Raw genomic sequence first — 24317 nt, forward strand, 5'->3', positions numbered from 1 at the left:
AAAAGGCCTGTAAGAAATTTATTACCAGAAGATTGTAGAATGTGAATAAACTAACGCGCTAAAGACGAAAGTTTCAAATAATTGGCCGATGGATGGTAAATGAACAAGCAACTTCCGTCTTTGATACTGTCGATCAGCGGCTCTGAAATTTCAGAAGGAACAGCCGGGCAACCCTGACTTCTTCCCAAATAACCCTGATTGAAACCATAATCTTCTGTTGCATATTCAGCACCGTGAATTACAATCGCTCTCTTGAAAGCATTTGAATTGAAGTTTTTTTCCAATCCCACAAGCTTCAAAGAGTATCCGTTGCTACCATAGTAGGTGTTGGCGGTAACGTAGAAACCTAAACTGCTTTTGTTCGACTTAGGTTTATTAGAAAAAGACATGGCGTTTTCTTTACCGGAGTTTCTGCCATGCGCTACATATGTATTAAAAAGTAAAATATCATTGGCTAAGTCAATTACAAACAAGCGTTTATCTAAACTTGATTTGCTGAAATCAACAATTGATAAAATGGTATGTTGAACTTTGCCTTGACGCTGAAGCTTGTCCATTCCTTTTAATCCAAGGTCATAAGCCAATCGTGAAAGGCCTAATTCTTCCAAATGAAGACTATCGAACAAGGATCTCTTCACTGCATAGAGCGAGTTTGGATCAATTGGTTCGGGAATGTATTTAGGAGCAACACTGGTTGCGCGACTTGATTTCTTTGATGATTTTTTAGCGTAAACGACCTTCTTCTTGCCCGTCGATTTTTGGGCGATACCTGCCTTTTTCTTTGGGGTAGGGTTCTTAGTAGCCGATTTTTTTACGGATGATTTTGTTGGCTTGGCCTTTTTAGCCGGACTAAAAGAGTTGAGGGTAGTGAAGCTGAGAAGCCCTACTACCAGTGTCCATAACCAAGTATTTCTTTTTGTGCTCAACTGTTGCATGGTTCGATCAAGTGGTTTTAAAGTCAACAGTTAGGGTAACGGGAGAAACGGGGCAAAATTGCCCGATCTTTATCGGAAGTCAGCAAGATAGGTTATTATTTCTATAAACTCGTACAAAAACAATCAATTTTTATTGATTTATAATTAAAAATAAATGCTGTAATCAATTATCAATGAGAATATTGATCGAAAAATAGTGGAGTAGAATTCAAGTTTTCCACAAATGATCTTTTAGCATCTAATTAACAAACAAAAGGGGGCTTAAAAGCCTTGTTTTAAGGTTTTGGAGCCGGAATTGGTGATCAGCCGTGGAACATTTTTGGGAAATGAAGACTTTTTGAGCTGATTCTTAGTCTCGAAGAGCCGTATAAGTATTTATTAATCAATTTTTTAGTTTGTTTTTCTAAATCTATTGAATCGACGGAATTTGAGGTCAAAATAGCGGAAAAGTCATGATTCAGTTATGTATATTTAAAATATTTAAGTTGTAAATAAATTAAAATCATTATATTATATGTATAAAACATGTTTAATTCAAAAAAGTTGAGTTCTGGTGGGGAGAAGCCTGTGAAGTGGTTTTGAATTTTGTGTTTTAAATATCTGATTTTAAATTTTTTATGAGGTTTTGTTGAAGCTTTGGTTTTGGTGAATGGGTCCGTGCTGGTGTTTTGAGGATATTGGCTTCGGAGGCTGGAGGCGGTTTAAGAATTGTCATGCAATGTGCCGTTATCTTTTCCCGAGCCTTAATAGGTTTTTGGTTCGGTAGCCTTTGGGTTGGTTGTTTTTTTGAGCATGGTAGATGCCTTTTTGCCCTGAGACGTAATATGCGAATAGGCACACTGTGGCATAGTAGAGTCCGTATTCCCATCCAAACAATTCGATGCCCATAAGGGTGCAGGCAATAGGCGTGTTGGTGGCTCCGCAGAAAACTGCTATAAATCCGAGTCCGGCAAATAAGTCGACGGGTAGGCCGAATGTTCCAGCAAGGGCATTGCCGAAGGTGGCTCCAATAAAGAATAGCGGGGTAACTTCTCCGCCCTTGTAACCGAATCCGAGCGTAATAGCTGTCAGCATCAGTTTTAAAAACCAGGCACTGTGAGGAGTGTTGATGCTTGAGTTGAATGCATTGATCAAGGAGGGGTCCTTAGGGTTTAGATTGCTTACTCCTAATCCAAGATAAGGTTGAATGGAATTAATTTGCCCTAATGCAATGATTAACAGTCCACCTAATATGATTGATTGATATTTTTTTGAAAATGTTTTTTGGCTGTATTTCTTGATATTTTCCAAGATCAACACAAACAACTTGGCCACAAGTCCGAACAAGACTCCGGCAATCAAGACGTACCCTAGCAGTTTCAAATTGAGATGCAAGGGGGATGAAAAAAGTGAAGGCTTGGTGAGGTGAATCGAATAATGGGTGTGTGAAATGGGGAATGCATTGGTCACCAACTGACCTACAAATGCTGCTAATAAACAGGGCAAGAACCCCTCTCGATGCAGTGAACCGATGGCCAACACTTCGATGGCAAAAACAGCTCCGGTTACTGGAGTGTTGAAAATGGCGGCAAAACCTGCCGACATGCCGCAAAGGAAGAGCAGCTTTTTTTCTTCTTCCGTAAAGCTGATTCGATCGATGAACCATTTACTGATACCTCCTCCCATTTGTACAGCCGTGCCTTCTCTTCCCGCTGAACCTCCAAAAAGATGGGTGATCAGGGTACTGAATAAAATCAGTGGTGTAATCGAAGGTTTTAATTCGTTCGGGGAATGATGAATTTCGTCGATAATCAAATTGTTCCCTTTCTCAGCCTCGGGATCAAATTTTTGATAGAGGTAATAAATGAGCAATCCACCTAGTGGCAGTAAAAAAAGCAGCCAATTGTGGTGCCAGCGAAACTGAGTCACCTTGTCTAGCGACCAAAGGAAAAATGCAACCAAAGATCCCGTGATTCCGGCCACTGCCAACAAGCTTCCAAAAAGACGAAGAGAGATGGGTTTCACGGGGTAAAGATAGGGGAAATGGGAAGGAGAGTTGTGAAAGAACAGGGGGGCTAATTAATAATTAATAAGTAATAATTAATAATGGAACAGCCGAGCTAATTAATAATTAATAAGTAATAATTAATAATGGAACAGCCGGTGAGATCAAGAATGAACAGGAAGAAGAACAGGGGGGAGGCAGACAAAGGAGTAGGCTGGCTTTGCGTAGCAAAAGCAGTCGAGTCTATCCCGTGAGGAACGATACGGGACAGGCGATAGCCGTTGCGGGAAACGAGGAAATACAGAAAAACTGCCAGCGCTGCGAAAACGCTGCGGGCTTGTCCTGAGCGGGCCGAAGGCACAGTCGAAGGACGCTGCGCCGCCGCGGTTCAAAAATAAAAAATCGGACAAGTTGAATATTGGAGGCCAATCTGTGGTAAATCCGTTCAAATCTGTGCGAATCTGTGGTCAAAAAAAGCCTAAAGCCCAAAGCCTAAAACACAAAACTCAAAAACTTAAAACCTGATACAAATAGTAGCAGTTGTAAAGAAAGAATTGAAAAAAAGGGTTAGAAAAGGACCAATTTGAATATCACACAACCTTCATTCAATCGCCCTCTCTAACCCAAAAGAATAAAATTAATTAGACGTTATTTTTTTACAGATCTTTCGTTCACCAATGCCTGTAATTGCTCGGGTTCGTTGGTAGTGATGTAGTCGAATTTCTTATCCAATAACCAATTCATGATACCAATATCGTTTACCGTCCAAGCATTTAATTTCAACCCCAAATTTTTCGCTTGATCGATCCAGTCCGGATTTTTCTGAAAAACAGAGAAATGATAATCAAGACCGTCCAATCCCGCCGCTCTCACTTCTGCAGGTGATTTATCTCCATTCAAATATTGTAAATGAGCTTTCTTGAGAAGTGATCGAATTTTCACCAACATATCAAAATCGAAACTGATATAAGCGGTTCGATGGCTGGCTTTTTCAGCCAATACGAGTTCAACCACTTTAACGGCTACGATCTGTCCTCTCTCCTTGCTGATATTGCTGGGTTTGATTTCGAGAATTAATTGGGTAGAGGGATTGTTGTCTAATCCGGCTCTTAAGTAATTTCTCAACGTTGGAAGTGGTTCTCCATTGGAGAGTTGAAACTGTTGAAGGGTCTTAAAGTCGGTTTTTTCGATTTCCAAATTGTGAAACTTCGGATCGTGGTTCACTACCAAAGAATCATCGGCTGTCATCCACACATCGAATTCAGAGCCAAAGCAGTTGAGTTGAATGGCATGTTTGAGCGACGCTATGGAATTCTCAGGAAAATGATTGGCTTTGAAAGCACCTCTATGTGCAATAACCGGACTGTTCATAACCGATCGGGTTAATTTTCCGCTAGGTTTACAGGATAGCAAGCTAGCCAAAAAGGCGATGGGAAGGATCAACTTTTTCATAATACTAGAAAGGTACTACTGTTTTGCAGTAGTACCTTTTTACCAAATCATTATTTATTTGCTTTTCCTAAATTGAAAAGCGCTCTTATAAAAGCATCGGGTAGCGCTTTATTATAAATTCGGATTTCATCAATTTGGCCGGTCATGGGTGCGATGGAAACATCGGCACTTACTGATTTACCGGGAATTCCGTTGTAATTCGATCCAATGATGAATTCACTAGGTTCATTGCTTTTGAACAAGTTGTTGCCAACTCCACGATTGGGGAAGGCTCCCACTTTAACCGCATCTGCCCAAATATCAAATACCCCTGTTGTTCCATTATAGGTAAGAAGAATGTGGGTCCATTTGTCGGCTCCAATAGTTGGACTCAAACTGCTGTTCAAGTTATCTTGAGTTCCACCTCCAACAGTAGCGAAGGTTGGTTGAATTCTCAGCGTGGACGTATTAGATGCAGGAAATGATTGGGTATTCAAATGAAAATTAATGTTTCCAGTGAATAATCCCGGACGCGCCAATTGCAATAGCATGGTTCTTTTCGAGCCATTGTTCAATATTTTCACCCATGTGCTGATGGTAAAACTTTTGAGCGAATCAGTTTTGAAGGCCGAAAATTGATTGGCGTAATAAAGATAGCCTGCCGTTAAGCTGATGGCTTTTCCTCTAACTCCTCCTGCTACAAAAGCATCGTTGGCGGTTTGAGTTGGGGCAGTGCCCGATTTCTGCTCCGATTTGGTATCGTCGAAACTCCAGTAGGCTACTAAGTTTTCAGGAAACACTTCATCACTGCTGGAGTAGCCGTCAATTTTTCCTGCATATTGATCTGCACTTACGCTAGGTAAGTTATTAGGATTGCCATCTTTTTTACAGGCGCTTCCTGTGAGTAGTAGGCCTGCCAGTATAAAAGAAAGGGTTGATATTTTTTGAATCGAACGTTTCATTAGAATTCAATTTTGAGGTTGATTAATAACCGGGGTTTTGTTTCAAAACGCCGGCACTCAAGTCGATTTGCGTTTGAGGAATGGGCAACAATACATCGCGGCTATTGCTAAAATTCGGTTTGCCGGATGCATTGAGAACGGTTTGCGCAATACCCCAACGAACGATGTCGAAGAAGCGTTCATGTTCCATGGCCAGTTCCACTCTTCTTTCTTTACGAATGGCTTCTCTCAATTCGGCTTGATCGGTAGTGGTTACATCGGGTAGGATAGCAGCATTACCGTTTCTTGCGCGTGCTCTAACACTGTTGAGAGCTGCTCTTGCTGCTGTAATATTATCAGTTCCACCCACTTCGTTGGCTGCTTCGGCAAACATCAACACAACATCAGAATAGCGCAACACTCGTAAATTCATCCAGTAACCAAATCTATTTCCAATAGAAGAACGAAGTGATGGATTGGTATACACTTTATTATTGTAACGTGGGTTAGGCAATCCTACCGGGATGTTCTCTCCATAAATGGTTTGATAGGTTGTTGTGGCTGTACTGGTGTATAATATAGTACGGTTTTTACGTGGGTCATTGGCCTCGTAGGCAGCTTCCAAATAAGTACTTGGAGAATTCCATCCCCATCCCAAATCCCAAACGCCTGATCCACGAATACCTTGTATTTGCGCATATTGTACTCCGTTTGATGTGGTAATAGACGCAGATGCTGTTGCTTGAACTTCAAATACACTTTCCTTACTATTTTCTCCTTCTTCACGGAAAATTTTATCGTAGGTAGTTGACAGATCATATTGACCGCTGCTCATTACAGCCGCCGCCGTTGTCATCGCCATACCCCATTTTCCTTGCGTGAGGTAAACTTTCGCTAACAATCCATTGGCAGCACCACGAGTGGCTCGCCCAACAAATTTTGCATCCCAAGACAAAGGCAGGTTAGCAGCGGCGAAGTTCAGATCCGATTCAATAAAACCATAGATTTCGGCTGCTGTGCTTTGGGGCACATTGTTTTGAGAAGTGGTATTAGCAAAAACGGTATCAATTTTAGGAACATTGCCAAACAATCGAACCAACATGAAATAGCCATAGGCACGCATGAATTTTGCCTCTGCAATGGTTTGATTTTTGATTTGAGTAGTGGCTTCAATATTAGGATTCGTGTTTACTTCCTTGATGGTTACGTTGCACTTGTTGATGAGGCCATAGTAGCCTACCCACAAGGTGTTCGCAAATCCATTACTAGGCAACACAGGGAAATTGTCCATATCTATTGCATTAGCACCACCATCGGCCGGTGTACTACCTTTATCGGCATCGTCACTACGGATACTTGTTGCTGTTATAAAACTCTGACTATGAACGTTGAAGCTTCTGAGCTCATTGTAAGCTCCAAAAATGTATTGATCGTAGGGGCCTGAACCACCGGGATACGGGTAATTATCGGCATCGTATCCACCTTGACGGTTGGTGTCAAGAAAATCTTTTTTACAAGAGCTTGCTCCCAATAGTAGGGCTATTGCAAGACTTGAAAAGATGAATCGATTTGAAAATAATTTCGTTAACATATGTTTGAATCGTTTCAATTAAAAAGTGAGGTTTAATCCAAATGAGTAAATAGCAGGAACAGGATAGGCTCCGTTATCGGCTCCACCACCAAGGATACTTCCGATCAAAGGTTCGGGAGAATAGCCGGTAACTTGACTCCAGGTTTTAACATTCTGACCGTTCACGTAAGCACGGGCTTTCTTAATTCCCACTTTGGTAAGTGAAGTGCTCGTGAAATTGTATCCAATTTGAATGTTGCGAAGTCTGAAATAATCGCCTGGTTCCAAATAGTAAGTACTCATGAGGAAGTTATTACCACGTGTATTGTCGAGAATGGGTTCAATGTTGGTAGAACCGGCCGTTGTGAATGCATTCAAACGGTTGCTTTCATAGTTCAACACTGCGAATGTTGAAGTACGGCGCTGAGTGTAAATTTTATGTCCCGCCATACCTTGAACATCTACTTCCAAATCAACTCCTTTGTATGATACGGAGGCGCTACCACCAAAGCTGTAGGGAGGGAAGGGCGTACCGATATAAGTTCTGTCGGCGGGCGTAATGGCACCATCACCGTTCACATCCAAGTAAGAGATGTCACCTGGTAGAGAGTTTACAAAAGCCGGTTGTTTGGCTAAATCGGCGGTAGATTGATAGATACCGGTTTGAACGTATCCGTAAAAATAGCCGATGGATTGACCTGTGGTTGTTAAGTTCGCGCCACCGTTTCCGATGATCGAGAAGTTGAAATTATCACCAATAGAGTTTACTTTGTTTTTATTGTAGCTGAAATTAGCGGAAACACTGTAAGCCCAGTCTTTACCAATTTGATCGTTCCAGTTCAAAGCCAATTCTATACCCTTGTTGGTGATTTTACCGAGGTTGGTAAAATAACTTCTGCTTTCATTTGGAAGGGTTACTGCGGTTAAGATATCGGTAGTAGTACGATCGTACAAGGTAAATTCAATACCCAAACGATTCCCTAATGTTCTGGCATCAAAACCTACATCGATACCACGTACTGTTTCCCAATGTAAATTTGGATCAGGAATGTAGGCAGCTTGTATAGAAGTGTAAATATTGTCGCCGAAAATAGCGGTAGACGCGTTAGAGATACCCGGTTTGTAGAGATTGTCGGCAAATCCATTTGCATTACCGGTCAAGCCCCAAGCACCTCTCAATTTAAAGTAGTTGATGAATGAAAGACGGTCAAAGAATTTCTCATCACTTAGTACCCAACCTGCACCCACACTTCCGAAAGTACCCCATCTGTTTTGAGGTGCAAATTTTGAGCTACCGTCTCTTCTTACTGTTGCATTCAATAAATATTTTCCATTGTATGAATAGGAAATTCTACCAAAAGCACCGGAAATGGCACTTTCACCGCCACCACCATCAAAATTACCCGGATTGTTTTGGTTGGCAACACCAATGTACCAGAAGTCTGGATTGTCGTTGATGTTTACTGATGTGTCGCGACGTGTACCGTTTACATACGAACTGTAATTGTAAATAGTGGTGAAACCGGCGAGTGCATTCACACTGTGATTTCCAAACTTCTTATTGAAAGTTAAGGTATGATCTTGTTGGAAGCGTTTTGATTCACTTTGACTTTGTGAAACAGATGTTCTAACTGAATTATCAAAAGTAGTGGTTGTAGGTGCTGCGCCTTCGCCTAAATTAATAAAGGAGAATGGCAGACGGCTATAACTTCTACCAATGTTAACTGATAAATCAGTATAGCCGATCGATTTCCAAGTAAAGTATTTTGCGAATTTAATTTCAGCAAAAAGACTTCCAATTAGTCGGTAGCCATAATCGATGTTTGCTCCGTCGTTTCTTTTTAGTGCTGCAACCGGGTTACCCACTTGCGCTCTTTGGAATGAAGGCATTGCGTAGTAGGTTTTAGCGTCTAATTGGATAGGAACAATTGGAGCAGCCCACAATGCATTGGTGATAGAGGCCCCTGGAGGATTCGAATTATAGTGGTACGCTGTGATATCGGCACCAACTTTAATGTTATTGTTAAAACGAATTTCCTCGTTTACCCTTGCCATGTATCTTTTATACGTATCATTTTTAAGTACGCCCTCTTGATTCGTGTATCCAATATTGATATACGTTGTACTTTTTTCACTGCTGTTGGCGATACTTAAATTACCGCTAGCAATAACGGCATCTCTCAAAATCTGGTCTTGCCAATTCGTATTGGCTGTGTAGTTCGTATAATCAAAGGGAGCTGCGTTCAAATTAGCCAACTGCGCTGTATACAATTTCTTGAATCCGGCTGCATCAACTACTCTAATGCGGTCTTGCACTTTTTGTACGCCCACGTTACTTTGAAAGTTGATGCGTGTTTCACCACGAGCCGCTTTTTTGGTGGTAACGGCAATTACACCATTGGCACCTCTCAAACCGTACACAGCGATGGAAGATGGATCACGCAGGATATCTATGGTTTCGATATCGGCGGGGTTTAAGAAGTCGATATTGTCTTGCAGAATTCCATCTACAACATAAACCGGACTGGCACTATTGGTACTATTGATACCGCGAATGCGAACCACCGGACTTGCCCCGGCGCGACCCGAGTTTGAAATGGTTAATCCGGCTACTTTACCTTGTAATGAAGCGATGGGGTTGGTAGCAGGTTGTTTGGCCACCGTTTCACCTTTCACAGAGGAAATACTACCCGTGAGGTCTCTTTTTCTTTGTGTTCCATAACCAATTACCACTACTTGTTCATTTACAGTAATGGAGGGTTTCAGTTTAATTGAGACAATGGTTTTGTTGGCAATTGAAACCTCCTGCGATTCGTAACCAACAAAAGAAACTACCAACACTGAATTGGGTTCGGCTTCAATGCTAAAACTACCGTCGGCATCTGTTTTTGTACCAACAGAACTACCTTTAATTAATACAGTTGCTCCGGAAAGAGGGCTTCCTTTTTCGTCGACAACCTTGCCACTAATTTTTGCATAAGCCGGCTCCTCAGAACTGGTATCAACTGCTACAGCTTCTGTTATTTGAACCTTTGGAACAATGGCGATGGTTTTGTTTACAATTGTCCAAGTAAAGGGTTGATCTGCAAATACCTGTTTCAGAACCTGATCTAGGGGTTGATTTTTTACATTAATAGAAACGGGTTTACCTTTTTCCAGCAATTGTGCGTCATAGAAAAAGACATAGCCTGTTTGAGTTTTGATAGACTCGAATACTTTTAGCAAGGGGGCTTGTTTCACTGAAAGGGAAACTGCCTGAGCATTGGAGGCAGCATGAACTTGAACAAGCGCAATCGTGAGTAACAGGGTCGTTAATTTCATAACCCGATAAAATGTTTGATTTTGACGAATCACGCGTCCGGCAAGCTTTCGGACGGAAGTCCATGTTGTTGACTTCGGTACAGGGGGATAGCTTCCCTCACTGCAGTGGTTTAATTTCATACTTTTGCAATGTTTGGGTTTAACAATAAATAATTCTCCTAAGCTTTATTTATCAAATCCAGCGTTCGCCGCTTCAATTGCCGTTGAAGCGGTTTTTGCTTTTTATGGAAATACAGTGATTTGTTTTCCTTCGATTTTAAATTTCACTTTATTGGTTTCTAATAGTTTCAATACCTCATTCAACTTCAAATCGCGTTGCATTTCTCCACCGAATCTTCTTTTTGGAATCGCACCTTTGAATTCAAGGTCCATATCGTACCATCTCGCAATTTGGCGCATCACGTTTCCAAGATCAGCTTGATTGAAATAGAACAGACCATTTTTCCATGCCATCACGGCTTCTATATTGACGTTTTTATCGACAGAAATAGCAGCGCCATTGTTGAAATTGGCTTGCTGTCCCGGGCTAAGTTGTACTGATTGCTGGGGACTCGTTTCATAACGGACGCTTCCTTCCAAAAGAGTAACCGCAGTGAACTGTTCGTCATCATATCGGTTGATATTGAAATGCGTTCCTAATACCGTAACGGTTCCTTTTTCTCCGAGTTTAACCTTGAAAGGATGCGCTTCATTTTTACTTACTTCAAAATAGGCTTCTCCAATGATCGATACTTCACGGGTAGTGCCGGTGAATGCTGTGGGGTAAGTGAGGCTGCTGGCTGTATTCAGCCATACTTTGGTGCCATCGTTTAAAATAATGCTAACGGGCTTGCTACCTCTCGGATTGGTAAGTGTATTGAAAGTAACCGCAGTGGAAGAACCGGAATAGGCGATAGAACCATCGTTGTTTTTAGTGATTTGAACATTGGCGTCTATAGCCAATTGACCCGATTTGGAAGAATCGATCACCAAGTTTTCTCCGGTACTGAGGGTGATATAGGCTTTTGAAATAGTGGGTGCCGGCACTTCGTTGGGTGCAGCAGGTTCAAGCTTTACTATTGGAGGAACCGGCTTGGGCTGCAACAGTTGAACAGCAATGATTCCCAGTATTCCTAACAGAACAGCAGCTGCAGTCCATTTCCAATTTAATCTGAAAACAGGAGCTTTTTTCCTTTCTGTTCCTATTTCTGCATGTATTTTTTCGAGTAAACGTTCTGAAAATTCAGGATTGGAAAGCTGTTCTTGTTCAGCGTTTTCTAAGAAATCGAGGTATAGAGAAATTTTTAATTCGTCGGACTGGGGGTCATTCAGATAGTTAATAAGGAACTGTTTGTCGGATTCCGACAAGGAGGCCGATTCGAGCAATTGAACTACTCTTTGAAGGTCTTTTTTCAAAAGCAATCGTTTTATAGTTTAAATACAATGAAGTTTCGTAAATGGGGGGAGGGTTAAAGGATTCCTCCAAAAAAAACAATGTAAAAGGCCGTTTCGGGGTGTTGATGGATAAAAGCACGAATGGCATTCATGGCACCTGTCAAATATTCTTTTACAGTATGGGGTGAGATTTGCAATTCTGCAGCTGTTTCTTTGTAGGTTTTACCTTGTAGCTTGCAGCGCTCAAACACAGCTCTTTTTTGAGGTGATAGTTGGTCCATGGCTTTGTTCAAAAGCGAAAGGTGGTATTCGTATTGGCTTTGTGTATCGTGCTCTTCCTTAAGTAAGGATGAAAGTTCAGTTTTAGATCGCTGTTCCAACGCTTGCTTTTTGAGCCAATTAATAGACTTGTTATAACAGATAACAAACAGCCATCCTGATACCGGCTGATCAATAACAAGATGATCTTTTTTTTGCCATAGGGTTACAAATGTTTCCTGTACAATGTCTTCTGAAACAACTGTATTCTTGGTAAACTTCAAAGCGTTTTTGTAAAGAGACAAGTGATATTTATAATACAACTCGTTGAAAGCCGATTTATCACCGGATTGAATTCTGCCCACCAATTCAAGATCGCTATGTAGTTCTTTCTCCTCCATTACACTACAAAATTAACAGTGTACCGATGTATTAAGCGAATTTTTAATGATTTTATTAAATGCGATTCAAAAATGATAACTTTTTAATATGTGATTTGCTGGCCCAAAAAATACTAATTTCAAATTTTGGCAATGGGATACTTCGTATGGCAACGATTGCGGAGAAATACTTACCGTTAATTGATTCGTTTCGAAAAGAATACCAGTACTTTCCAACTCAGAATACTGACTTTATGTTTGCCAACAAAATATGTTTGACGCTCTTATTGTTGATGAGTTTGAAATCATTTTCTCAATCAAACTCAAAGGCTTGGAATCCCGATTTAGGCGATGGCCGTTATAAAAATCCGGTGATCAATGCCGATTATTCAGATCCGGACGTCATTAAAGTGGGAGATGATTATTATCTCACTGCCTCAAGCTTCAACTGTGTTCCGGGTTTACCTATTTTACATTCGAAAGATCTGGTGAATTGGCAAATAATCAACTATGCTTTGCCAAGGCTAGTGCCGGAAACGGTTTTCCAACAACCAATGCACGGCGCCGGTGTGTGGGCTCCTTCTTGGAACTACCATAATGGAGAATTTTTTATTTATTACCCGGACCCTGATTACGGAATCTATATGGTGAAAACAAAGGATCCCTCGAAAGCCTGGAGCAAGCCCATTCTCGTTTTGCCCGGAAAAGGAATCATAGATCCAACTACCTTGCGCGATAGCGATGGAAAAGTGTACATGGCCGTAGCTTGGGCCGGAAGTAGGGCCGGCGTGAACAGTTTGATCACTGTTTATCAGTTGAATAAAGCAGGAGATTCGGTTATTGATGCAGGTAAGCATGTATACGACGGGCATGGAATTGATCCAACTATTGAAGGACCTAAACTTTATAAATTGAATGGCTACTACTATATATTCGCTCCTGCGGGTGGTGTAAAAACAGGATGGCAGCTAGTCCTTCGTTCTAAAAACATTTTCGGTCCTTACGAGAGAAAAGTGGTGATGGATCAAGGAAACAGTGTTATCAATGGTCCCCATCAAGGAGCCATGGTTACTGTAGGAAACAGTTATTGGTTTTTGCATTTTCAAGACAAGGGAGCTTATGGCCGAGTAGTGCATTTGCAGCCAATGGATTGGGTCAATAATTGGCCGGTCATTGGAACAGATGAAGATGGTGATGGAAAGGGAACACCGGTGCTCAGTTATAAAAAGCCAATTAGTTTAGCTGCTCGTCACAATCCGGCCGAATCTGATGAATTTAATTCGAGTTCGATGGGCCTGCCTTGGCAATGGCATGCGAATCCACAGATCACTTGGTCTGCACAAGTTGCCGGTTCAGGAATTTTGCGATTGTTTGCCGCTCCAACCGATGCGAATGTTAATTTTTGGAACCTACCTAATTTATATCTTCAAAAATTTCCTGCAGAAAGCTTTACTGCAACTGCTAAGCTGAAAGCAGGATTTGATGCTGATAATAGCGTAGGAAAAAGAGGCGGATTTATTGTAATGGGAGACGATTATGCGCATGTATCGCTGGTTCGAACTGCAAGCGGCTATGCCTTGCAGTTTGCAAGTTGTTTGAATGCAAAGAAGAATACAGCCGAGCAATTGCAAGAACCGATTCCTTTTCCATCCGATTCTGTTTGGATCAGGTTAACCGTTGTAGGACCTGCCGCTTTGTGTAAATTCACCTATAGTATCGATGGTGTTAACTATATGGGAATTGGCAATGCTTTTAATGCTAAACCTGATACATGGATTGGCGCTAAAATGGGATTGTATTGTACAGGTAAGCCCGGAACTAAAAATGGGGGTTATATTGATGTGGACTGGTTTCGGGTTGAATAACCAGTTCTTGCAATTAACTCAATCGTTTGTGTTGGAATTTTGGGTGTTCTTTTAATCACTTCAATTAGAATCTTAGGCGCTAAAACAGGGTTTTTGGTATATTACGAAATATTTTAACCCACTCGTTTCGTATGCAACCAAAACTCCTTTCTTTACTATTATTTCTTCTAAGCTTTACGATATCAATCAATGCGCAATTGATCACAAACGTCACCATTGTAGATGGTACAGGTGCAGTGAGATATAAGGGGGCCGTTCGTTTAGAGGGGAATAAGATCAAAGAAGTAGGCACGCTCAAACCTCGTATAGGAGAAAAGGTTATCGATGGAAAAGGAAAAGTGTTGGCACCGGGTTTCATCGATGCGCACAGTCACCATTTTGAAAGCTTAAGAACGCAACCAACGGGAGTACCGGTCACCAATCAAGGTGTAACAACGATCGTAATTGGTCAAGATGGTGGAAGCGAACCCGTTGATGAATTAGAGGCTCAAATAAAAGCTCATCCTATTGCAGTAAATGTAGCTACCTATACCGGTCATTCCAGTTTGCGTGAGAAAGTGATGGGCGAAAAAGATGTTTTCAGAAAAGCAACGAATGCTGAGGTTGAAAAGATGAAAACGCTGTTGCTGGAAGATTTGGCTAAGGGATCACTAGGACTTTCAACCGGATTGGAATACGAAGAAGCTTTTTTCTCTGCACGCGAAGAAGTAATTGAATTGGCCAAAACAACCGCCTCTCAGAATGGTCGATACATTAGTCACATTCGAAGTGAAGACATCACCATAGAAGATGCATTAGATGAGATCATCGAAATTGGACGCATTACCAAAATGCCGGTTCAAATCTCACATCTAAAGATCAGCATGGTATCTAAATGGGGTCGCTCAAATGAGTTTCTTGCTCTTCTGGAGAAAGCTCGTGGCGAGGGAGTGAACATCACTGCCGACGTATATCCATATAATTTTTGGAATTCAACTTTGCGAGTTTTGTTTCCTCGAAGAGACTACACCAGTATTGAGAGCGCTGAATTTGCTGTTCGAGAAACCTTCAATGCAAATGAATCTTATCTAGTACAATACGCCCCCATACCGGAATACAAAGGAAAAACAATTGAACAAATTGCCTCCTTGCGAAAAGAAAGACCTGCCCAAACTTTGATCAATCTCATTCAAATTGCTTCCGACTTCAAAGCGCAACATCCCGATTTTAAAGGAACAGTGGAAGCCATTGCCGCAAAAGGTATGAATGATAAAGATGTCGCCAACTTCATAGCATGGCCACACAGTTGCCTGTGTTCCGATGGAAATACGGGTGGCCATCCCCGTGGGTATGGATCTTTTCCCAGAGTATTGGGGAAATATGTTCGTGAGGAAAAAGTACTGAGTTTAGAACATGCTATATTTAAAATGACCGGTTTAACTGCAGAAAATTTAGGAATTAAGAATCGGGGAATTATTGCACCGGGCTACTTTGCTGATCTGGTGTTGTTCGACCCGTTCATTGTAAAAGACAATGCTACCATACAAAACAGCAAAGCACTTTCAAGCGGCATTGAAATGGTTTGGGTGAATGGAGAATTGGTATTTCAACAACAGAAAGCAACCGGAAAATTATCAGGAACACTTATTAAAAGAGGATCATAGCACATGAACAATGCACTTGTACTCACCAATGGATTATTGGTGCAACCCGATGCTAAAACTGCTCACGGGTTGATTCGGGGAACGGAACGTTTTACCGTTAAAGGAATTATCGATGGAGAACAAACCAAGGGAAAGGATGCCGGCGAATTGCTCGATGGCAAACACCGCAACATACCGGTATTTTCAAATCTTTCAGAAGCTCTTGCTTCATTAACGGATATTCAATATTTGGTCATTGGAGTGGCCACGGTGGGAGGTCGATTGCCTGGCAATATGCTGGAAGTTGTAAAGACGGCGATTGCTTCCGGCTTGTCGATCGTGAACGGCTTACACGAGTATTTGAATGAAAAGCCCGAGGTGGTAGCTTTGGCGCAACAACACGGTGTACAGTTGATTGATGTTCGAAAGCCAAAAACAAGAGAGCAATTGCATTTCTGGACCGGAGAAGTATTCAAAGTAAAAGCGCCGATCATTGCCGTAATTGGAATGGATTGCGCTATGGGTAAAAGAACCACAGCTAGAATGTTGCGACAGGCCTGCGATAAAAACGGTATCAAGAGTGAGATGGTATACACCGGACAAACCGGATGGTTGCAAGGAGGAAAATATGGATTTGTATTCGACTCTACGCTGAATGATTTTGTGTCGGGTGAATTGGAGCATGCCATTGTAAGTGCCTGGAAAGAAAGTGGTGCCGAAATCATTTTTATTGAGGGTCAAAGCAGTTTGAGAAATCCAAGCGGCCCCTGCGGTTCAGAATTGCTGATATCAGGAGATGCCAAGCATGTGATCTTGCTTTTTGCACCGAAGCGAAAATACTTCGACAATGATGAGCATTGGGGACGTATTCCATCGGTGGAGTCAGAGATCGCACTGATCCACGCCTTTGGATCAAAAGTAATTGCCGTTGCCATTAACACCGAAGATTGTACTCCCGAAGAAGCGTTTGCGTATCAAAAAGAGTATCAAGAAAAGCTGGGAATACCGGTATTGTTGCCCATGCAAGAAGGCGTAGAACCCATTTTACCACAATTAAAAGAGCTGATCGCTCAAAAAAAATAGAGATGAATATTGTTGCAATTCGTTCTTACGGAAAGAAAATGGCTTTGAAGAAGCCATATACCATCGCCTACAATACTTTTAGCGATGTACACATTGCTTTTTTGGAAATTGAATTGTCGAATGGAATAGTTGGAATTGGTTCCGGCAGTCCTGCAGAAGATGTAGTTGGAGAAACGACCGAGCAAACACTCGGGAATCTGGAGTCTGATTTTGTAGCAAAACTAAAGGGAAGGGATATTCGCGAATTTCAGCAGATCATTTATGAAGCTACAATTGAATATGCAAAGTATCCCGGCACATTGGCCGCTATTGATCTTGCTTTACACGATGCATTCACAAAATATATCGGCATATCAGTAGCCGAATTTTATGGTATTAAAACCCCGATGCTTCCTACCTCTTACACCATTGGAATTAAATCGGTTGCTAAAACCTTGGAGGATGCCAAAGAAATTAAGGAAGCTGGATTCACCGTTTTGAAAGTGAAAACCGGATTGAATGTTGAGGAAGACATAGAACGTGTAGTGAAATTGAAAGAGACCTATGGCTCTTATTTCACGGTTCGGGTGGATGCGAATCAGGGGTATGGTTTGAAAGAAACCAAGCAGTTTCTTGATGCAACCAAAAAATACGAGTTGGAACTAATGGAGCAACCTGTAAAAGTAGGAGAGGAGAAGGTTCTACTAGAATTGGCGGCAGAGGAAAGAGCTTTGTTGGTAGGAGACGAGAGCTTAAAGAACCCTGCTGCTGCTTTAAAATTTGCAGGGAACAAAACCTTCGGCATCTACAATATCAAATTGATGAAATGCGGTGGACTGATTGGTGCACGTCAAATTGCAACGATTGCAGAACAGGCCGATATCGAATTGTTCTGGGGGTGTAATGATGAAAGCATTATTAGTATTACTGCAGCGTTGCACGTTGCTTATACCTGTCCGAATACAAAGTACCTCGATCTGGATGGTTCTTTTGATTTGGCGGAAGATTTGGTAAAGGGCGGATTTGAATTGAAAAATGGCAAGATGTACATCAATCAGCAACCCGGATTTGGGTTTGATAAATTATAAGAGATGGATCAATTAAAACCCAAAGTTGGACTTCGGTCAGCCAGTTTTTTAGTAGTGGCTGTCATTATTGGCTCCGGCGTATTTAAGAAAATTGCGCCGATGTCGGATGCTTTGGGTTCACCTTGGTGGGTGATTCTTTGTTGGATCATTGCAGGTATCATCAGTTTGGCCGGTGCATTGTCTACCGCTGAATTGGTGAGTATGTTTCCGAATTCAGGTGGTGAATATTATTATTTCCAGAAAATTTACGGAAAGTTCTTTGCCTACATTTATGGTTGGTCGAGTTTTACGATTGTGAAAACGGCTGCCATTTCAGCATTGGCCTATATTTTCGCTCAATCTCTCGATAGCATGTTGCACTTCCCTACATGGGGAAATTCAAGCGCGTTTTTAGGAATTCGATTGTTTGAGAATTTAAGTGTTAAGTTAGTAGCATCGGTATTGATCATTGTGTTGACCTATTTGAACTATCGAGGCTTGCATTTTGCGGAGAAATTGAGTGGTTATCTCACTTATTTGTTGTTAGCGGGAATCTTATTGTTCATCATTTTCGGACTAAGCTCATCAAAAGGCGACAGTGCGCATTTCAATACGCAACATGGAAATCCTTTGTCGGGTATGGATTTATTCAAAGCCATGTTTTTAGCCAGTTTGGGCGCGTTTTGGGGCTATGAGGGATGGAACAATATTGCCTATATCGGCGAGGAAATCAAGAACCCAAAGCGCAATTTACCGTTGGCATTAATGACAGGTACGTTGATTGTAATTGCTGCATATGTGCTGTTGAACATTGTTTATTTGTATGTGCAGCCCATTGATTTCTTTGTTCAATTGAGCACAACACCTAACAAAATTGCTGCTGTTGAAGTAGCAGCAACATTGGGTGGTACTGTAGGGATGAGCCTTGTGGCCTGTTTAATTCTAGTAAGTACCTTGAATGCAACGAATAGTTCCATAATGATGTCGGGCCGAATGGTGTACGCCATGTCGCGCGACCAGTTGTTTTTCAAGAATGCATCTTCTGTTCACCCTAAGTATAATACACCTGATTGGGCTTTGTTTATTCAAGGCTTTTGGGCTATCGCTTTGTTGTTTAGTGGAAGTTTTGATCAACTTACCGACATGTTGATTTTTGCTGCTTTCTTCTTTTACGGTAGTTCTGCACTAGGTGTTATCATTATGCGTATCAAGCATCCGGAGCTAGAGCGCAACTACAAAGTGCCGGCCTATCCCATTCTTCCCATACTGTTCTGCGTTTTTTGTGCCGTACTTTTCATAAATACTATTATTGCCAAACCGGGCGAAGCGGTTTGGGGATTGTTGTTAATGGGCAGCGGGGCTCCGTTTTATTGGTGGTTTAAAAGGAAGACATCTTGATTCTAAACATCTTCTATTTATCGATCAATAATTTTGATTCCGGTAATGCTATCCTTCTTTTCTGTTAAGGGAATTTTATCTTTATTTTGGATCTTAAAGTAGCTAATTAATTCCTGTGTTTTGTAGTTGGTTTTTGAAAGCTTCAGTGTTGCAGTTGAAAGAATTTTCTCTTTTCCCGCTAAGGAGTACAGCATTGCTTTGTAGTTGTTATCTTCAATTTATTCATCATCATTCTTTGTACATTTCTTTACAACCTTGATTAATTCTCAGCAAGCAACTCCATCAATCTGTAATTGACATAATAAGTTGTTCTTCCAATTTTTTGTGGTTTTAAAATATTGGCATCCGTCAATTTCTTCAACCATACGGAAGCGGTTTGCCTGTGAGCAAGTGCTCTTTTTTCGAGCAGCTCAATTTTTAAGTAGGGCAATGTAAACATCAACTGAAGCAGTTCGTAACTAAAGGATGATCCTAACGTTTGCTTCATTTGCTTTTCATATTGTTCTTTAAGTAAAAGCATAGCCCTTATTTTCTTAGTTGTAAGCTGTGCCGTTTCAATTAAAGCTGTCAGGATATACATTACCCAATCGTGCCAGTTTTGCTGTTCTGTTACGCTACGTAATAATTGATAGTACTCTGTTTTATATTTTACAATGTAGGAACTGAGGTATAGTACCGGTTGCGTTAACAGCTCTTGTTGCACCAAGTATAGCGCATTTACAATTCTGCCAGTTCTGCCATTGCCATCTGCAAAAGGATGGATAGCCTCAAACTGATAATGGATAAAAGCCATTTTGATCAAGGGGTCTAGAGGCGAGCTATCCGGATTATTGATAAATTGTTCCAACGAAGTAAGCTTTTCCCTCAAAACCTCTTCACAGCAGGGTGGTGTGTAAATCACTTCCCCGTTTATTGCATTTTTCAAGGCTGTTCCGGGAGCCGTTCGTATGCCCGATTTATTCCGTTTGATTGTTTGTACAATTTCAATCATTGTATTAGTGAGCAGCAGGTTCTTTTGGCTGTTCATTTTCTCCAACCCTACATACAGGGCTTCCCGGTAACTTAGAACCTCTTTGGCAGCATGACTGGCTGTATTCTCTTCACTGGCAGCCTTATAAAGTTCATCTTGAGTAGTCACAATGTTTTCAATAGCCGAACTGTCCTTACTTTCCTGAAGGATAATTGTATTGATCAATAGCTGTGGGTCGGGCAGAGAGGTGCAAAGGCCATTTAATTCCCCCAAATGCCTAGCAGCCTTGGCGAGGCGCCTTAAAATTTCTGGCGACTCAATGAAGTCCTGAGGCGGCAAGGCCGGCAAGTCGTTGAAGGGAGTATTCTTATTGTAGGCCATGATGTTGAAATTTGTGTACTTTTTCTACATAATCGAAAGATGAAGTCGATTTGTTCGACATTTCTCTTGTTTAATGGTGAATTTAATTATTATTTTCGACATAAATGATATTTAATGTCAATTCAAAATATATCATCAGGTTTAAATGGTGAAAAATTGTCAAATTTTCGACATTAATACTTTATGCTACTGATTTTAAGGAAGAAAATCACAGATATTTCAATTGGTAGTCGCCAGCAGTCCTCTATTTGCTAGTTGAAGCATCAATAACCGTTGAACTGTTAGCTCGAACCCTCTCGTCTCAGACGAGACGTGACAGGGCGGCAATTTTTTTGGTGGGGGTAAAATTGAACGCCGAAACCTTTTTCATTGGTTTCGCATTTGATTTTGCGGTACGGACGTTTCTCGAACCCTCTCGTCTCAGACGAGACGTGACAGGGCGGCAATTCTTTTGATGGGGGTAAAATTGAACACCGAAACCTTTTTCATTGGTTTCGCATTTGATTTTGCGGTACGGACGTTTCTCGAACCCTCTCGTCTCAGACGAGACGTGACAGGGCGGCAATCCTTTTGATGGGGGTAAAATTGAACGCCGAAACCTTTTTCATTGGTTTCGCATTTGATTTTGCGGTACGGACGTTTCTCGAACCCTCTCGTCTCAGACGAGACGTGACAGGGCGGCAATTCTTTTGATGGGGGTAAAATAAAAAAGTCGAAACTTTTCTCTTTAGTTTCGACTCTTTTTCTGCGGACCGGACGGGACTCGAACCCGCGACCTCCGCCGTGACAGGGCGGCATTCTAACCAACTGAACTACCGATCCTTCGGTTGTTTTCCCTAACAACATATTTTGTTGTTTTGGGAGTGCAAAGATAAGGGAATCTGCATATTAACCAACAAATTTTTCGAGAAAAAAATATGAAATTTCCATCCTCCGTTCCCTTAATTTTACACCCTCTTAAAACTCACTTATGCCGCAGGATAAAAACCGACAGTACTTAGAGTTTGAAAAGCCTATCAAAGACCTTTTTGAAGAAATTGAGGTTCAATTGCACAATGCGCAAAAGAACCCCAAAATTGATTATAGCGTAACTATCAATCAATTACAACAATCCGTTCTCCAAAAAAGGACAGAAATTACCCAAAACCTCACCCCCTGGCAGCGTGTTCAACTAAGCCGCCACCCCGATCGTCCATACACCCTGAAATACATCGACAAAGTTTTTACCGATTTTGTAGAACTGTACGGCGATAGAAATGTAAAAGACGACAAGGCTATGGTGGGTGGTTTCGCCTCTCTCGACGGTAAAACCGTAATGGTAGTAGGCCACCAAAAAGGGATCAATACCAAAATGCGCCAATACCGCAATTTCGGTATGGCAAACCCCGAAGGTTATAGAAAAGCACTCCGCCTGTTTCGATTGGCTGAGAAATTCAATAAACCAATTGTTACGTTTATCGATACTCCCGGGGCCTATCCCGGAATGGAAGCCGAAGAACGTGGTCAAGGAGAAGCCATCGCTCGCAACATTTATGAAATGATGCGCTTAAAAGTTCCGGTGATCTGTGTGATCATTGGCGAAGGAGCTTCCGGTGGAGCTCTGGGAATTGGTGTGGGCGATCGTGTTTTCATGATGGAAAACTCATGGTACACCGTGATCTCTCCTGAAAACTGTTCTTCAATTTTATGGAGAAGCTGGGATCAGAAAGAAAAAGCCGCCGAACAATTGAAATTGACCGCAGGTTATATGCATGAGTTCGGTCTTATTGACGGAATTGTACCTGAACCGGCGGGAGGTGCACATTGGGACTATCAAGAGTCGGCTAACAATTTGAAGCCTTTCTTAAAAAATACCATTGAATACTTGGAAACGTTGGATCCTGAAACAAGAATTCAACAGCGCATCGAGAAGTTCAACAAGATGGGCTTCTGGGATGAAACAAAATCGTAATTGATTAAAAAGATAAAGTAAATGTCATTAGTTTCTGTGTTAAGGGGTACAGGGGTAGCATTGGTTACACCATTCAAAGCCAACTCGGATGTTGATTTAGAAGCCTTGGGTAACGTTATTGAACACGTGATCAAAGGTGGCGTAGAATACGTTGTTACCTTAGGTACAACCGGCGAAACTCCCACACTTAGTAAGGAAGAGAAAATTGCCATCATTCAATATACTTACGAAAAAGTAGCAGGACGCGTTCCCGTAGTTGTAGGTATTGGTGGAAATGATACCCAAAGTCTGCTGCACGATTTAGAAATCTTCCCGCTCGACAAAGCGGTGGCGGTGTTGAGTGCAAGTCCCTATTACAATAAACCTTCTCAAGAAGGTATTTATCAGCATTATAAAATGTTGGCTGAGAAATCACCAAAGCCAATCTTATTATACAATGTTCCGGGAAGAACCGGAAGAAACATGACAGCAGAAACCACGTTGCGCCTTGCTCAACTGCCCAATATTGCGGGTATTAAAGAAGCAAGTGGCGATATGGGACAATGCATGCAAATTTTGCGTGATCGTCCTGAAGGCTTTCTTGTTGTTAGTGGCGACGATGCCCTCGCGTTTCCACAAATTTGTACAGGTATGGAAGGCGTGATCAGTGTAGCCGGAAATGCCTTTCCGAAAGAATTCTCTGATATGGTTCGTACAGCCTTAAAAGGAGATATGAAATCAGCGAAACTTCAGAATGATCCACTTATTGAAGCTTATGATTTGATGTTTGCAGAAAACAATCCTGCCGGTGTAAAAGCATTCATGGCTGAACAAGGCCTATTGAAGAATCATCTTCGTATGCCCATGTTGCCTTTGAGTGCTCCCATTCACGAGAAAGTAAAAAAGTATTTGTCGAAATAACAAATATGAGAGAAATCCAAAAGGGCGATTCAACCGAATCGCCCTTTTTTATTTTAGTTTAATTGAATCTTTAATCCTAACCCAACATTGGAGAAAAAGTTACCCAAACTATTAGAAGAATAAAAGCCAAATGTTTCTGTTGTTGACCCGGCATTAGAGCCCGAGGGCTTCGTTTTTTCATACGATAGGGCTGCAAAATTCGCCAACGACGCCTCCAATAATAAGCGCTTGTTCAAACGAGCTCCTATTGAAGGGCTCAGGTAAACCATCGCTCCGTTGGTAGTTGATTTGGATTCGAAACCAAGAGAGGTAGTTTTATTGAATGATTGGCGATAACCTACTCCATACTCTACTGCTGCATAGAACTTCTGGAAGAAACCGACATAGTTTTTCAAGAAAACATTCGCCATCATTCCATTGGTCTTCTGCTCTGAACTTGGTTGTATGTATTCAATTTTTGAACCCGAATAGCCAATTCTCGCACCCCATGCCTTTCGGGCAGTGGTGAAACTTACAAAATCAATACTCGCATTGAAGTTGTTCGCTTTTGATTGTGTAGAACCGTTTTCAGTTTTTGACGAACCAAAGCTAAGCGTTGGTCCAATAAACTGGTCACCGGCTTTAAACTGCGCTGACGCGGATGCTGCAATGAATGTTACAAATGCGGTGAAGAGTAATTTTTTAATCATGGATTTATTTTTTACGAATTTAAAGGTCAAAGTAGAATGCTGCCCTTAAATCACTGTTAAGATAAGCCTATAGAACTCTTAATTTTCAGTGCCGACTTCTCATTTCTTTAAAAGTTTAACCGACCACTTCTTGAATTGTTTAATTGCATATAACAAGGATGAACGGTTGTTTTTTTGTTAACTCTATTAAGCTATCTAAAGCCTCTGTTAATCAGCAC

18 protein-coding genes and 1 tRNA gene are annotated in these 24317 nt (G+C 41.4%); 7 read left to right on the forward strand and 12 right to left on the reverse strand.

Annotated elements, in window-relative coordinates:
• Window positions 1-50 precede the first annotated feature (50 nt).
• The 8 genes from ACQ2HE_RS04125 to ACQ2HE_RS04160 form a co-directional block, all read right to left on the reverse strand.
• Window positions 51-935 carry a murein L,D-transpeptidase catalytic domain family protein gene (locus ACQ2HE_RS04125; RefSeq protein WP_430901786.1) on the reverse strand — a complete coding sequence of 295 codons (885 nt, stop codon included), beginning with the start codon at window positions 933-935 and terminating at the stop codon, window positions 51-53.
• Between the two features lie 726 nt (window positions 936-1661).
• A complete protein-coding gene (locus ACQ2HE_RS04130) occupies window positions 1662-2939 on the reverse strand; it encodes a chloride channel protein (RefSeq protein ID WP_430901788.1) in 1278 nt (425 codons plus the stop codon).
• A 628-nt stretch (window positions 2940-3567) separates the two neighbouring features.
• Entirely contained in the window at window positions 3568-4371 is an 804-nt protein-coding gene (locus tag ACQ2HE_RS04135; RefSeq protein ID WP_430901790.1) for a glycerophosphodiester phosphodiesterase, read from the reverse strand.
• Window positions 4372-4421: 50 nt separating this feature from the next.
• A complete protein-coding gene (locus ACQ2HE_RS04140; protein ID WP_430901797.1) occupies window positions 4422-5312 on the reverse strand; it encodes a LamG-like jellyroll fold domain-containing protein in 891 nt (296 codons plus the stop codon).
• Between the two features lie 22 nt (window positions 5313-5334).
• A complete protein-coding gene (locus ACQ2HE_RS04145) occupies window positions 5335-6882 on the reverse strand; it encodes a RagB/SusD family nutrient uptake outer membrane protein (RefSeq protein WP_430901799.1) in 1548 nt (515 codons plus the stop codon).
• An 18-nt stretch (window positions 6883-6900) separates the two neighbouring features.
• The gene (locus tag ACQ2HE_RS04150; protein WP_430901801.1) at window positions 6901-10182 is read right to left on the reverse strand and encodes a TonB-dependent receptor; all 3282 of its coding nucleotides are present in this window, start codon (window positions 10180-10182) and stop codon (window positions 6901-6903) included.
• A 222-nt stretch (window positions 10183-10404) separates the two neighbouring features.
• Window positions 10405-11577: a FecR family protein gene (locus ACQ2HE_RS04155; protein ID WP_430901803.1), complete on the reverse strand. Its 1173-nt coding sequence runs from the start codon at window positions 11575-11577 to the stop codon at window positions 10405-10407.
• Window positions 11578-11630: 53 nt separating this feature from the next.
• Window positions 11631-12215, reverse strand: a complete 585-nt coding sequence (locus ACQ2HE_RS04160) for an RNA polymerase sigma factor (RefSeq protein WP_430901805.1) — start codon at window positions 12213-12215, stop codon at window positions 11631-11633.
• A gap of 146 nt (window positions 12216-12361) precedes the next feature.
• Here ACQ2HE_RS04160 and ACQ2HE_RS04165 point away from each other — a divergent pair, with 146 nt between their 5' ends.
• The 5 genes from ACQ2HE_RS04165 to ACQ2HE_RS04185 all read left to right on the forward strand — a co-directional run bounded on the left by ACQ2HE_RS04165 (window position 12362) and on the right by ACQ2HE_RS04185 (window position 19208).
• The gene (locus tag ACQ2HE_RS04165) at window positions 12362-14059 is read left to right on the forward strand and encodes a glycoside hydrolase family 43 protein (RefSeq protein ID WP_430901807.1); all 1698 of its coding nucleotides are present in this window, start codon (window positions 12362-12364) and stop codon (window positions 14057-14059) included.
• 131 nt (window positions 14060-14190) lie between these two features.
• On the forward strand, window positions 14191-15702 hold the full coding sequence (locus tag ACQ2HE_RS04170; protein WP_430901809.1) for an N-acyl-D-amino-acid deacylase family protein: 1512 nt from the start codon (window positions 14191-14193) through the stop codon (window positions 15700-15702).
• Between the two features lie 3 nt (window positions 15703-15705).
• Entirely contained in the window at window positions 15706-16764 is a 1059-nt protein-coding gene (locus ACQ2HE_RS04175; RefSeq protein WP_430901811.1) for an N-acetyltransferase DgcN family protein, read from the forward strand.
• A gap of 2 nt (window positions 16765-16766) precedes the next feature.
• Window positions 16767-17831, forward strand: a complete 1065-nt coding sequence (locus ACQ2HE_RS04180) for a mandelate racemase/muconate lactonizing enzyme family protein (protein ID WP_430901813.1) — start codon at window positions 16767-16769, stop codon at window positions 17829-17831.
• 3 nt (window positions 17832-17834) lie between these two features.
• The gene (locus tag ACQ2HE_RS04185; protein ID WP_430901815.1) at window positions 17835-19208 is read left to right on the forward strand and encodes an APC family permease; all 1374 of its coding nucleotides are present in this window, start codon (window positions 17835-17837) and stop codon (window positions 19206-19208) included.
• A 17-nt stretch (window positions 19209-19225) separates the two neighbouring features.
• Here ACQ2HE_RS04185 and ACQ2HE_RS04190 read toward each other — a convergent pair whose 3' ends face one another.
• The 3 genes from ACQ2HE_RS04190 to ACQ2HE_RS04200 all read right to left on the reverse strand — a co-directional run bounded on the left by ACQ2HE_RS04190 (window position 19226) and on the right by ACQ2HE_RS04200 (window position 21381).
• Window positions 19226-19402 carry a hypothetical protein gene (locus tag ACQ2HE_RS04190; RefSeq protein WP_430901817.1) on the reverse strand — a complete coding sequence of 59 codons (177 nt, stop codon included), beginning with the start codon at window positions 19400-19402 and terminating at the stop codon, window positions 19226-19228.
• Between the two features lie 65 nt (window positions 19403-19467).
• Complete coding sequence (locus ACQ2HE_RS04195; protein WP_430901819.1) at window positions 19468-20559, reverse strand: Fic family protein; 1092 nt, start codon at window positions 20557-20559, stop codon at window positions 19468-19470.
• A gap of 748 nt (window positions 20560-21307) precedes the next feature.
• Window positions 21308-21381 (reverse strand) — tRNA-Asp (locus tag ACQ2HE_RS04200).
• A 148-nt stretch (window positions 21382-21529) separates the two neighbouring features.
• On the opposite strand from ACQ2HE_RS04200, the gene ACQ2HE_RS04205 reads away from it, so the two are divergent.
• Both ACQ2HE_RS04205 and dapA read left to right on the forward strand, forming a co-directional pair.
• A complete protein-coding gene (locus tag ACQ2HE_RS04205) occupies window positions 21530-22510 on the forward strand; it encodes an acetyl-CoA carboxylase carboxyltransferase subunit alpha (RefSeq protein ID WP_430898068.1) in 981 nt (326 codons plus the stop codon).
• Window positions 22511-22531: 21 nt separating this feature from the next.
• Complete coding sequence (dapA, locus tag ACQ2HE_RS04210; RefSeq protein ID WP_430898066.1) at window positions 22532-23410, forward strand: 4-hydroxy-tetrahydrodipicolinate synthase; 879 nt, start codon at window positions 22532-22534, stop codon at window positions 23408-23410.
• 53 nt (window positions 23411-23463) lie between these two features.
• Here dapA and ACQ2HE_RS04215 read toward each other — a convergent pair whose 3' ends face one another.
• A complete protein-coding gene (locus ACQ2HE_RS04215; protein ID WP_430898064.1) occupies window positions 23464-24099 on the reverse strand; it encodes a hypothetical protein in 636 nt (211 codons plus the stop codon).
• Between the last annotated feature and the right edge of the window lie 218 nt (window positions 24100-24317).

Origin of the sequence: Endoryza foliicola, from assembly GCF_050589245.1 — a bacterium.
GTDB classification, from domain to species: domain Bacteria; phylum Bacteroidota; class Bacteroidia; order Chitinophagales; family Chitinophagaceae; genus Endoryza; species Endoryza foliicola.